Genomic DNA, 12709 nt, shown 5'->3' on the forward strand with positions numbered 1-12709 from the left:
CGGCGTGGTGGAGGGCGCTCGTCGCGCCCGGGACCGCGAGGCGCGCGACCGCGGCGAGGGCCGGGAGCATCGCGGCGGCGACGACGACCGCGACCGCGCGCCGGTCGAACGCGGTACCGAGCAGTGCGGCCGCGAGCAGCGCCCCGAAGGCGGCGTTGACCGGCGTCGGTGCCATGTCGGTCCTGACGACCGCACGCGAATAAGTCGCTCGGGGCGTCGCACCCGGGTCAGCGAGCGTCGTCGCGCTCGGTGGAGTCACCCTCAGCCGCACCACGGTCGGCCGCGTCACCCTCAGCCGCGTCGCGGTCGGCGGGGGTGGGATCGGCAATGAAGTCGAACTCGTCGTCGGTATCGGCACCGCCGGCGTCGACGATCGAGGCGTCGTCGGCACCGGAGTCCTCGTCGGCAGCGTCCTCTCCGCCCGCCCTCGACATCCCCGACGCCGCCGACGCCTCCGATGCTATCGGTCGCGGCCGCGTCGCGTCCGGCCGACCGAGCAGCGCGACGGCCATCTGCCGGGCCACGTACGCCACGAGGTTCGTGGCGTGGAGCGCGAGGAGGACGCCGACGACCCCGATCGGGAGCGCGATCAGCGCCTCCGGGAGGGTGTCGATCGCCCACGTCACCGGTTCGCCATTGACCTCGCCGAAGTCGGCCTCGTACGGGTACCGAAGCGGCGCGGCGATCAGCGGCAGCGCGCTCGCCAGCAGGAACACGGGAACGAACGCGAACAGCGACACCCAGAACTTCAGCGAGATGAACCCGATCCCGGTCCACGTCGAACGGGCGTCGACGTACTTCCTGACGCCCGCGAGCGCGCCGTCGCCCTCGGCGAGGTCGTCCGGCCGCAGCAGGTGGGTGCCGAGCAGCGCGTTCGCGAGCCGGCGCTCGAAGCCCGCGGCGAGCCGGGCGCCGATCAGGGTCGCGAGCAGGATCACGACTCCGACGAGCACGACCGAGAGGGCGAGCCCGAACGCGACGCCAAACGCGAACAGCGTCGAGTAGGCGAACCCGAGCGGGACCGCGAGCAGGAGGTACAACACGTGCCTGTACGTCCGGCCGTCGGCGACGACGCCGACGACCGGGAGGTCGGAGGGGCTTCGGAGGGAGACCATGCGCGCTCGGAACCGGTTCCGCTGCCGATATAAATCGATCGCTCTCGGCGCCGCGAGGCGGGCTCGGGGGTCGCCGCGGAACGGCTTCGAGAGTCCTCCGGAACGGCCTCGGGCGCCGCGACGGTCGCGACCCGCTCACCCGATGAAGAAGTCGATGGCGTTCCCCGTCGACTGGCCCTTATAAAGCTCCGAGTAGCCGCAGTTCGCGCACGACACCACGACGAACGAGCGGTTCTGCACGTCGAACATCTTGGTGAGGCCGGTCCCGCTCGTCGCGATCTCGTCGGTCTCCGTCTCCTCGCTCCCGCACTTCGGACAGCCGTCGTCGTCGCCGGCCGCCAGCGACTCGGACCCTTCTTCAGGTCGAGCCGAGTCGGGGTCGGCGCGACCGTCGTCTCCCGCCTCGCTCCACCCGTCGCTCGGTTCGTTGCCGAAGACGGAGTACTCCGTCTCGTCGTCGTTATCGGAGGGCATCAGTCCCATCTGCTCGCGCGATCGACAAACCTCTTGGGGGCCGTCGCGCCGACCGCGACGTCGTGTCCGGCCCCGTCGCTACTCGTCGATCTCGTCGACGAGGTCGTCGGCGACCCCGACGTACCCCGCGGGCGTCAGCGCCCGCAGCTCCTCGCGCACGTCCTCGTCGACGTCGAGGTCGCCGAACAGCTCGCGGAAATCGTCGAGCGTCACCGAGCGCCCCCGGGTCAGCTCCTTCACGCGCTCGTACGCGTCCGTGTCGCCCTCGCGTCGGAGGATCGTCTGGACGGCCTCGCCGATCACCTCGGGCGTCGCCGCCAGCTCCTCGCGCATCACGGTCTCGTTCGGGACGACCTTCGCGAGCCCGTTCTCGGCCTTCCCGTAGCCGATGAGGCAGTGCGCCAAGGCGGCGCCGACGTTGCGCTTGACCGTCGAGTCCGACAGGTCCCGCTGGAGCCGCGAGCTCGTCACGTAGTCGCCGAGGAAGGTGAGGTCGCTGTTCGCCTTCGAGAGGTTCCCCTCGCTGTTCTCGAAGTCGATCGGGTTCACCTTGTGCGGCATCGTCGACGACCCCGTCTCGCCCTCGACCGTCCGCTGGCCGAGATACCGGTCGGAGACGTAGAGCCACGCGTCCAGATCCAGATCGAGAAGCACGTTGTTGACGCCCCGCAGCGCGTCGAACAGCGCCGCGAGGTCGTCGCAGGGGTTCACCTGCGTCGCGAGCGGCGTGTGCTCTAGGTCGAGCCCGCGGACGAATGACTCGGAGAACGCCTGCCAATCGACGTCCGGGTAGGCGGCCTCGTGGGCGGCGTACGTGCCGGAGGCGCCCGCAAGCTTCCCGGAGAGGTCACCGTTCGCGACGACGACCCGGCCGAGCGCGCGGCCGAGCCGCGCGGCGTACACCGCCATCTCCTTGCCGAACGTCGTCGGCGTCGCGGGCTGGCCGTGGGTGCGGGCGAGCATGGGCGTGTCGCGGTGATCCTGCGCGAGGTCGACCAAGGCGTCCCGGACCTCGCGGACGGCGGGCACGAGCACCTCGCTCACCGCGGGCTTGAGGAGGAGCCGGTGCGCGAGGTTGTTGACGTCCTCGCTGGTGAGCCCGAAATGGATCCACGGGTACAGCGCCTCCGCGTCGTCGACCGCCCCGGAATCCTCCAGTTCGTCCAGTCGCGCCCGGAGGAAGTACTCGACCGCCTTCACGTCGTGGTTGGTCGCGGCGTACCCCTCGGCGCCGTCGACCTCGAGCGCCTTTATCAGGCGCGCGTCCTCGGCCGAGAACTCCTCGTAGACGCCCCGCAGCGCCGCCTCGGCGTCGTCGTCGAGCGCGATCGGGGTCTCGTCGAGCGCGGCCAGCTCGATCAGGTACTCGACCTCGACGCGGGTTCGGGCGCGCATGAGCGCGGCCTCGCTCGCGTGCTGGGACAGCGGCGCCGTCCGCGAGGCGTATCGGCCGTCGAGCGGCGAGACGGCGGCGAGGGGGTCCGACCGCGGCAGGCCCGAGATGGCGTGGTCCGTCATGTCCGCGACTGCCCCCGGAGCCAGCAAAAACGTGTCGATGGCGTGACGCACGGACGTGGATAGGTGCGTCCACTTTTGGCGCCCGGTCGGACGATCCTATCCGCAAACGTGGATACTCTGGCGGCACGGACCGCAATCGATATACGCGATCGGTCGGACCACTGGCGTATGAAGATCGCCGGACTCGCGAGCAACCGGGGGCGGAACCTCAGACACATCGCCGACGTCGCGCCGGGCGGCGCGGAGCTGTCCGTCGTCTTGACGAATCGGGACCAGGCGCCCGTGTTAGAGGCCGCGACGGAGCGGCGGGTCCCGACCGAGGTCGTCGAGCGCGAGGAGGGAGAGTCGCGCGCGTCCCACGAGCGCCGGATCCTCGACCGGCTCGCCGACTACGACTTCGACTTGGTCTGTCTCGACGGGTACATGCGCGTGCTCACCGACGAGTTCCTCGGTTCGGCGCCGACGACGCTGAACGTCCACCCCTCGCTTCTCCCCGCGTTCCCGGGCATGGACGCTCACGAGCAGGTGCTCGACGCCGGCGTCCGGACGACCGGCTGCACCGTCCACGTCGTCACCGAGGTCGTCGACGACGGTCCGATCGTCACCCAGGAGCCGGTCCCCGTCTACGGCGACGACGACGCGGACTCGCTGAAAGATCGGGTGCTCCGCGACGCGGAGTTCACGGCGTACCCGCGGGCGGTCCGGTGGTTCGCCGAGGGCCGCGTGACGGTCGAGCGCGAGGGCAGCGACCCGGTCGACGTGACCGTCGGGGGCGACGCCGGCGGCGACTTCCCGGAGCGGAGGTTCGTCTCCGAGGAGCGCACCGAGACGCTGCGATACGGTGAGAACCCGCATCAGGACGCCGCCCTCTACGCGGACGACGGCTGCGAGGAGGCGAGCGTCGTCGGCGCCGACCAACTGAATCCCGGCGCGAAGGGAATGGGGTACAACAACTACAACGACGCCGACGCGGCCCTGAACCTCGTGAAAGAGTTCGACGGGCCCGCGGCCGCCGTGATCAAACACACGAACCCCGCCGGCTGCGCGACGAGCGACACGCTCGCGGACGCGTACGATCGCGCGCTCAGCACCGACGCGAAGTCCGCCTTCGGCGGCATCGTCGCGTTGAACCGCGAGTGCGACGCCGACACCGCGACCGCGGTCGCCGACTCGTTCAAGGAGGTCGTCGTCGCGCCCGGCTACACCGACAGCGCGCTGGACGTGCTCCGGGAGAAGGGGAACCTCCGCGTGCTCGACGTCGGCCCGCTGGGCGAGGGCGACGACCGCTTCGCCGAGCGGTTCACGGAGAAGCCGATCGTCGGCGGCCGCCTCGTGCAGGAGCGGGACTTCCAGTCGCCGACCGCGGCGGACCTGGAGGTCGTCACCGAGCGCGAGCCCACCGACGAGCAGTTGGAGACGATGCTGTTCGCGTGGAAGACGCTCAAACACGTCAAGTCGAACGGCATCCTCTTCGCGACCGGCACCGAGACGGTCGGCGTCGGGATGGGGCAGGTGTCCCGCGTCGACGCCGTGACGCTCGCGGCGATGAAGGCCGAGAAGGACGCGGAGGGCAAGTCCGCCGAGGGCGCCGTGATGGCTTCGGACGCCTTCTTCCCGTTTCCGGACGCGATCGAGGAGGCCGCCGCGGCCGGGATCGAGGCCGTGATCCAGCCGGGCGGCTCCGTCAACGACGAGGACGTGATCGCCGCCGCCGACGAGCACGACATGGCGATGGCGTTCACCGGGTCGCGCTGCTTCCGCCACGACTGAGCGGCGGCCGTTCCTCTCCGCCGGCGCCTTTGCAATTCCCTCCGTCAGTCAGCTTCGCCCGCAACGGTCGATCGCTGCTGGTCACCTCTCGATCGATCGCAGGAGTGAGTATCGCAGTTCGTCGGTAGAGAGACGATATGGAAATGCCCGTGAGCGACTGCGACAATCGTATATAAAGAGCTGGTGCGGTGGCGTCGCCGGCGCTACGCGCCGGTGACGAGACTGGGGAGGCGTGAGGTGCGGTCGCTGTGCGGTCGGGATGGGACGCAGAGGGGCAGTCGCGAGGACGACGGCGGCCGCAGCAAGCACCGCAGCGAGTGAGCGAAGCGAACGAGCGAGGCGCGCAGCAAGACCCCCGAGTCGTCACGGCTGGGGCTTTGGAAATGTTTTCCCCCGGATCCGGCAATCAGTTATAAACGATCGCCAGCGACACTCACATTTGGTTCATAAACAACCGAGACGGAACGTCACCCGACGGGGATCGCGACTGAGGCCCTCGGCTACTCGTCGCCGTCGGCTCCATGCCCGACGAACTCCATCCCGGCGATCTCGAACCGCGCCCCGCCCTCGGCGCTCTCGCTCACTGCGACCTCCCAGCCGTGCGCCGAGACGACCTGTTGGATGATCGTCAGCCCCAGTCCGGTCCCGGACGCCCCGGTGGTGTAGCCGTCGACGAACACGTCGCTGCGCTCGGCCTCCGGAATGCCCTCGCCGTCGTCCTCGACGTAGATCCCCGTGCCGTCGGCGAGGTCGCCGACTCTGACCGTCACGGCGTCGCCGCCGTGCTCGACACTGTTCCGGAACAGGTTCTCGAACACCTGCTGGAGGCGGCTCCAGTCGCCGAGGGCGACGCGGTCGGTGTCGACCGCCAGCGTCGCGTCTCCCGCGCTCACGAACGACCAGGAGTCGCGGGCGAGCGCCGCGAGGTCGACCTCCTCGCGTCCCCCGATCGTCTGTCCCTCCCGGGTGAGGAAGAGGAGGTCGTCGATCAGCGACTCCATCCGGTCGATCGCGTCGCGGCACCGCCGGAAGTACTCCGGGTCGCCGGTCTGCTCCGCCATGTCGAGGTACCCGTCGACGATCCCGAGCGGGTTCCGGATGTCGTGCGAGACGACGCGGGTGAACTCCTCCAGCTGGTCGCGTTGCCGTTGCATCCGCTCGGTCGCCCGCTTCCTGAACAGCTCGTGACCGACCCACTGCGCCATCAGCTCCACGAACGTCACTTCGTCCTCCGAGAAGGGGCGGTCCCGCGCCTCGGTGTCGGCGAAACAGAAAGTGCCATACACCTCGTGATTGACCACGACCTTCGCGCCGATGTACGCCTCCAGCCCGAACTCCTCGTAGGCGGCGTCGTCCTCCCACCCCTCCACCCGAGCGTGCTGGACCGTCAGCGCGCCGTCGAGGCCGATCGTCCGCTTGCAGTACGCCTTCGACAGCGGGCAGCTCTGGCCGGCCTGAAGCAGCTCGTGGTCGCCGCGCGCCTCCACGATCTGCTGCGTCTCGTCGTCGATCTCGGTGAGAAAGCCGGCCCCCACGTCGAGATACGTGCGACCCAAGTCCAGCAGCTCCGGGAGCTTCTCCTCGAACGACCGCTCCTGATCGGCGGTGATTCGGTACATTCGTCGAAGGGCGTCGCCCCCGGATAGGCCTTCACTCATCGTCAATCACAGCTGGGATGTCGTAATACAGTCTCCGCTCGGCTTAAACCGGGCGGTGCCAGATGGGACCGCTCAGCGAGGGATCGATCCGGTTGAACGATCCAAACCCGCCGAAGGACCCAAACCCGCCGAAGGACCCCAACCCGTCGAAGCCGGCGGAACCGTATCGGGCGCCGTCGAGTGCGACGACGGGTCGTTCGCGTCCACTGTTCGACCGTCCTCGTCGACCGCGCGGTCGAACAGGACGGTCCGAACCGTGCCGATCGACGACTGACAGCGAAAAACCGATTTAAAAGACGCCGTCGAACCGCCGCCCGCGTCAGTCGTCGCTCGACGCCTGCCCGGTCGGGTCGCTCGCGGTGCCGGGGACGGCCTCGGCCGCCGCCGGCGGCTCGTCGCGCACGTCGGCGCCCTTGCCCTCGGCGATGACGTTCGCGTACGCGTCGGGGAAGACGCGGACGAAGTCGTCCAGCGCCGCCGCCCAGTCGTCGAGCAGCTCGGCCGCGCGGTCGCTGCCGGTGTACGCGCGGTGGTTCTCTACGAGGCGGCGCAGCATGCGTTCGTCGGACTCGTCGAGCGTCGCCGAGACCGATACCATCCCGCGGTTGACGCGGTCGTCGAACCGGCCGTCGGGGTCGTACACGTAGGCGACGCCGCCGGACATCCCGGCCGCGAAGTTCCGGCCCGTGTCGCCGAGCACGGCGACGACGCCACCGGTCATATACTCGCAGCCGTGGTCGCCGACGCCCTCGACGACCGCCTTCACGCCGGAGTTCCGGACGCCGAACCGCTCGCCGGCGACGCCGTTGACGTAGACTTCGCCGGCGGTGGCGCCGTACAGCCCGACGTTGCCGGCGACGACGTTCTCGGCGGGATCGTAGCCGGCTTCCTCCGGCGTGTTGACCACGATCCGGCCGCCGGAGAGCCCCTTGCCGAGGTAGTCGTTGACGGCGCCGGTCAGCTCCAGGGTGACGCCGGGCGCGAGGAACGCGCCGAAGCTCTGGCCGGCGTAGCCGTCGAACCGACAGCTGATGGTGTCGTCCGGCAGCCCGTCGCCGCCGTGCTCGGAGACGACGCGGTTCGAGAGGGTCGCGCCGACCGCGCGGTCGACGTTCTCCACGTCGCGGGTGAGCGCGACGGGCGCGCCGTCCTCGATGGCCGGGGCCGCCTCGTCGATGAGGCCCCAGTCGAGCAGCGCCTCGATGTCCGCGTCCTCCTGCTCGCGGGTCTTCGTCCGGGCGTCGCCCGCGGGCTCGGCGATCACGGCCGAGAGGTCGAGGTGCTTCGCCTTCTCGTGGTCCGTCTCGCGCTGGGCGAGCAGCTCGGGGCGCCCGATGAACTCCTCGACTTCGGTGTAGCCGAGCTCGGCCATGAGCTCGCGGAGCTCCTGCGCGATGAACGTCATGTAGTTGATGACGTGGTCCGGCTGGCCGGGGAAGCGCTGGCGGAGGTCCTCGCGCTGGGTCGCGACGCCGACCGGACAGGTGTTCTCGTGGCACTGCCGGGCCATCACGCAGCCGGCGGTGACGAGCGATGCGGTGCCGAACACGTACTCCTCCGCGCCCAGCGCGGCCGCGACCGCCACGTCGCGGCCGGTCTTGAGCCCGCCGTCGGCGGTGACGCGGATGCGGTCGCGCAGACCGGTCGCGCGGAGCATCTGGTTCGCCTCGGCCAGCCCGAGCTCCCACGGGAGCCCCGCGTTCTTGATCGACGTCTTCGGCGACGCGCCCGTGCCCCCGGAGTGACCGGAGACGTGGACGACGTCCGCGTTCGCCTTCGCGACGCCGGCCGCGATGGTGCCGATTCCGGCCTCGGAGACCAGCTTCACGTTGACGTCGGCGTCCGGGCTCGCGGCCTTCAAATCGAAGATGAGCTGTTTGAGATCCTCGATCGAGTAGATGTCGTGTTGCGGCGGCGGCGAGATGAGCCCGACGCCCGGCGTCGAACACCGGACGTGCGCGATCATCTCGTTGACCTTCTCGCCGGGGAGGTGGCCGCCCTCGCCGGGCTTCGAGCCCTGCGCCATCTTGATCTGCAGCTCGTCGGCGCTCGCGAGGTAGTCGGCGGTGACGCCGAACCGGCCGGAGGCGACCTGCTTGACCGAGCACCCCTTCTCGGTGCCGAACCGCTCCGGCGGCTCGCCGCCCTCGCCCGTGTTCGACTTCGCCCCGATGCGATTCATGGCGATCGCGTTGTTCTCGTGGGCCTCCGGCGAGATGCTCCCGAGGCTCATCGCGGCCGTCGAGAAGCGCTCGACGATCGACTCGACCGGCTCGACCTCCTCGACCGGCACCGGGTCGCGGTCGGACTCGAACTCGAGGAGGCCGCGGAGCGTCTGAAGCTCCTCGGACTGGTCGTTCACCAGCTCCGCGAACTCACGGTACTGCTCGTAGTCGCCGCCTCGGACCGCCTGCTGGAGCGTCCCGACGGTCTGCGGGTTCCAGCCGTGTTTGATCCCCGACGAGCGGTGCTCGTACTCGCCCGTGGTCTCCAGTTCGGGGTCGGCGCCGAACGCCATGGCGTGGCGCGTCCGGAGGTCGTCTTCGATCACCTCGATCCCGACCCCCTCGGTACGGATCTCGGTCCCCTCGAAGTACTCGGCCACGAACTCGGAGGCGAGCCCGACCGCCTCGAAGATCTGGGCGCCCTGATACGACTCCATCGTCGAGATACCCATCTTCGCCATCGTCTTGAGGAGGCCGTCCTCCAGGGCGCCGCGGTACGCCGCGAGCGCCTCGTCCTCGTCGGCGCCGTCGGGCCCCGCGACGACGTCGGCGATGGAGTCGTACGCGAGGTACGGGTCGATCGCGTCCGCGCCGTAGCCGACGAGCGTCGCGACGTGGTGTACCTCGTGGGGCTCGCCCGACTCGACGACGACCCCGGCGCGGTTCCGTAGCCCGTTCCGCACGAGGTGGTGGTGGACCGCGGCGGTCGCGAGCAGGCTCGGGACCGCGAGCCGGTCCGGACCGACCGCGCGGTCGGAGAGGACGACCACGTCGGCCCCGTTCCTGATCGCGGCCGCGGACTCGTTTCGGATCCGCGTGACGGCATCGACGAGCGACCCCTCGCGGTCGTGGGTGATGTCGACCGTCACCGAACTGAACGCGGGCCCGTCGCCGTCGACGGGATCGCCGTTCAGCGCCTTCAGCGAGGCCGTCTCGGCGTCGGTGAGTATCGGCGAGTCCGAGACGATCTGCTCGGCGTGTTCGGGGGTCTCGTCGAGCAGGTTCCGCTGGTTCCCGATCCGGGTCTCCAGCGAGGTGACGAGCTCCTCGCGGATGTAGTCGATCGGCGGGTTCGACACCTGCGCGAACAGCTGCTTGAAGTAGGTGAACAGCGGGCGGTCGACGTCGGCGAGCACCGACAGCGGGGTGTCATCGCCCATCGAGCCGACGGGGTCTTTCCCGTCTTTCGCCATCGGCTCGACGAGGTGGTTCAGCGAGTCGGTGGTGTAGCCGAACGCGGCCTGGTGGGCGCGGACGGTCTGGTCCGCGTCGTCCTCGTCGGCCTCGTTCCCGTCGGCCTCGACTCCCTCGTCCTCCTCGCCGAGGCGCTCCGGCGCCTCCGCGCCGCCATCGCCCTCGCTCACGACGTCGTCGAGGTCGACTTGTCGCTCGTCGACCCACTCGCCGTACCTCTCATCGGTGAGCTCGGCGAACACCTCGTCGTCCGGGACGATCCGCCCCTCCTCGGGGTCGGCGACGAAGATATCGCCGGGCTGGAGCCGCCCCCGACGCTGCACGTCCGCGGAGTCGGTCGGGAGTGCGCCGACCTCGCTCCCGACGACGAGCCGGTTCTCGTCGGTCACCTCGTACCGGCACGGGCGGAGCCCGTTGCGGTCGAGGACGCCGGCGACGCGGTCGCCGTCGAAGCCGATGACGAGGGCGGGGCCGTCCCACGGCTCGACGAGCGAGGCGTGGTAGTCGTAGAAGTCGGTGCGGGCCGCGTCCATCAGGTCGTCGTCGCGGAACGCCTCCGGAATCAGCATCCGGAGGGTGTGCGGGAGGTCGCGCCCGGCCTGGAGGAGGAGCTCGACCGCGTTGTCGACGCTCGCGGTGTCCGACTGATTCGGGTCGTCGATCACCGGCTTTATCGTGTCGAGCTCGGCGCCGAACGACGGGTGATCGAGGTCGTTCTCGCGGGCGCGCATCCAGTTGACGTTCCCGCGGATCGTGTTGAACTCGCCGTTGTGGACGATGTTGCGGTACGGGTGCGCGAGGTGCCACGCGCCGAGCGTGTTCGTCGAGAACCGCGCGTGGACCAAGGCGACGTGGCTCCCGAAGCGCTCGTCGGTCAGGTCCGGGTAGTAGCCGGCGAGCTGCGAGCCCTTCAGCAGGCCCTTGTACACGACGCGCTGACGGTCGAGCGAGCAGACGTAGAACCGACCGGCGCCGTCGACATCGGCGACCGCGTTTTCGATCTCGCGTCGGGCCGCGTACAGCGCGCGGTCGAAGCCGAGGAGGTCCGGGTCGGCGTCGTCCGGGCGCGTCTCCTCGCTGGTGAACCGCTCGGCGAGGCCGGCGCCCTCGACGGGCGCGGCGAACAGCTGCGCGACCTCCGGCTCGGAGTCGAGCGCCGTCGCGCCGAGGTCGTCGTTGTCGGTCGGGACGGAGCGCCAGGCGAGCACCTCCAGTCCGTAGACGGAGAACACCTCCGCGATGACGTCGTGGATCTCGGCCTGGACGCTCCCTTCGGTCGGCATGAAGACGGAGCCGACCGCGTACTCATCGGGGAGATCGGCGTCGACGATGTCGCGGAAGAAGTCGTCCGGGCGCGCGACCATGATCCCGGCGCCGTCGCCGGTGTTCTCCTCGGCGCCGGTGGTTCCCCGGTGTTCGAGGTTCTCCAGCAGTCGAACCGCATCGGTCACCGTCTCGTGGTTCGGGTCTCCGTCGAGGTCGACGATCCCGCCGATCCCGCAGTTCGACCGTTCGTCCGATACGTCCGCAAGCCCCCCACCGTGGCCCGAGGAATCCGACCCCCCTCGGGTGTCACTACGTGGCTCGGTCATGCCCACAACTCACAGATGATCGCTTAAAGGTATGACCCTGATACGGGTAGGATCCCTCGTACACACATTAGGGAATATAAGGTAATTATTCATCAGGGGTGGGTAACCGTTCTCACTATTCACGTTCGTTTCGTTATATACCGATATAGAACAAACAAAGATTTATATCCGGAAAATGGTTGATAACACGGATAGATATTTGACTGATCCTTGGAAGAGTGCCAATCAACACGACGCCAGTGCAGTCCCGTCACTCGTCGATCGGGGCGAACGTTCCGTTGATGTCCCACTCGTGGATGCAGTAGACCTCGCCCGCCTCGTCAGCGATCTGCCAGCCGGCAATCTCCTCGTCCCACCGCTCTCTGCGACCGCACAGTTCGCACTCGCGCTCCCGTGGCGGAGTGATACTCACGCTCATACCCGACGGAAGGGAGCGATCGAGCAAAAGGATACCGCTGGGGCCGCCGGATCTCACCTCACGACTCCGGACTCTCACCTCACGACTCCGGACTCTCGCCTCTCGGCTCCGACGTCTCACTTTCCGACATCGGCCCCCGACGGCGCGCGGCGAGCCTCCCGGCGAGCAGGAGCGCGACCAGCGTGACGAGCGGGCCGAACCCGGGCACGTCTTCCGCGGTCGTTCGGATCGGCGCGTCGTCGTAGCTCGGCGTCCTCGGATCCGCGCCCGTCGCGTCCGACTTCGCCGCGGGGTCATCGCCCATCCCCGACTCGGTATCCGGCCCGCTCGCTCCCGGCGCCCCGGCGGCTGCGTCTGTGCCCTCCCGTCCCGTCTCCCCGTGGGCCGCACCGTTCTCGGATGCGGCGGCGCCGGCAGCCGAGCCGGAAGCTGCGCGAGCCGACGCGATCGCGGGCGAGACGGCCATCGGTGACTCGGCCGAATCGTCGCGTGCGACCGTCCGAAAGTCGGTGACCGGCCGGATCCCGAACCGACCGCCGTTGCGTTCGAGAGGGGTCCTCATTCCGCCACCCTCGGTATCTCTCATCTCCTCCGCCGTCGGGCCGCTCGGCGGGGATCCCGCGTCCGGCGTCGCTCCGGTCGATCCACCGCTGGCGGTCCCGCCGTCCGTCGCGGTGCTGCCCCCGGCCCCACCGCCGGCTGCGGTGCACGAGCGCCAGGCACTGAAGAAGGTGCCCTAGAGGCG

General features: G+C 69.5%; 8 protein-coding genes. 1 reads left to right on the forward strand and 7 read right to left on the reverse strand.

Annotated features, from left to right (window positions below; genetic code table 11):
- Positions 1-227: 227 nt before the first annotated feature.
- The 3 genes from OQF71_RS10955 to purB all read right to left on the reverse strand — a co-directional run bounded on the left by OQF71_RS10955 (position 228) and on the right by purB (position 3107).
- Positions 228-1115, reverse strand: a complete 888-nt coding sequence (locus OQF71_RS10955; protein ID WP_280587703.1) for a sensor domain-containing protein — start codon at positions 1113-1115, stop codon at positions 228-230.
- Between the two features lie 135 nt (positions 1116-1250).
- On the reverse strand, positions 1251-1589 hold the full coding sequence (locus tag OQF71_RS10960) for a zinc ribbon domain-containing protein (RefSeq protein WP_280587704.1): 339 nt from the start codon (positions 1587-1589) through the stop codon (positions 1251-1253).
- Positions 1590-1667: 78 nt separating this feature from the next.
- Complete coding sequence (gene purB, locus OQF71_RS10965; RefSeq protein ID WP_280587707.1) at positions 1668-3107, reverse strand: adenylosuccinate lyase; 1440 nt, start codon at positions 3105-3107, stop codon at positions 1668-1670.
- A 168-nt stretch (positions 3108-3275) separates the two neighbouring features.
- Here purB and purN point away from each other — a divergent pair, with 168 nt between their 5' ends.
- Positions 3276-4877 carry a phosphoribosylglycinamide formyltransferase gene (gene purN, locus OQF71_RS10970; protein ID WP_280587711.1) on the forward strand — a complete coding sequence of 534 codons (1602 nt, stop codon included), beginning with the start codon at positions 3276-3278 and terminating at the stop codon, positions 4875-4877.
- Positions 4878-5377: 500 nt separating this feature from the next.
- Here purN and OQF71_RS10975 read toward each other — a convergent pair whose 3' ends face one another.
- From OQF71_RS10975 to OQF71_RS10990, 4 genes are all read right to left on the reverse strand, one after another.
- On the reverse strand, positions 5378-6496 hold the full coding sequence (locus OQF71_RS10975; protein WP_280587712.1) for a GAF domain-containing sensor histidine kinase: 1119 nt from the start codon (positions 6494-6496) through the stop codon (positions 5378-5380).
- 358 nt (positions 6497-6854) lie between these two features.
- A complete protein-coding gene (gene gltB, locus OQF71_RS10980; RefSeq protein WP_280587713.1) occupies positions 6855-11546 on the reverse strand; it encodes a glutamate synthase large subunit in 4692 nt (1563 codons plus the stop codon).
- Positions 11547-11796: 250 nt separating this feature from the next.
- Positions 11797-11964, reverse strand: a complete 168-nt coding sequence (locus tag OQF71_RS10985) for an HEWD family protein (RefSeq protein WP_280587716.1) — start codon at positions 11962-11964, stop codon at positions 11797-11799.
- 79 nt (positions 11965-12043) lie between these two features.
- Entirely contained in the window at positions 12044-12526 is a 483-nt protein-coding gene (locus tag OQF71_RS10990; RefSeq protein WP_280587718.1) for a PGF-CTERM sorting domain-containing protein, read from the reverse strand.
- Between the last annotated feature and the right edge of the window lie 183 nt (positions 12527-12709).

This window comes from Halorubrum sp. Boch-26, from assembly GCF_029889805.1.
In the GTDB taxonomy this organism is placed as follows: Archaea; Halobacteriota; Halobacteria; order Halobacteriales; family Haloferacaceae; genus Halorubrum.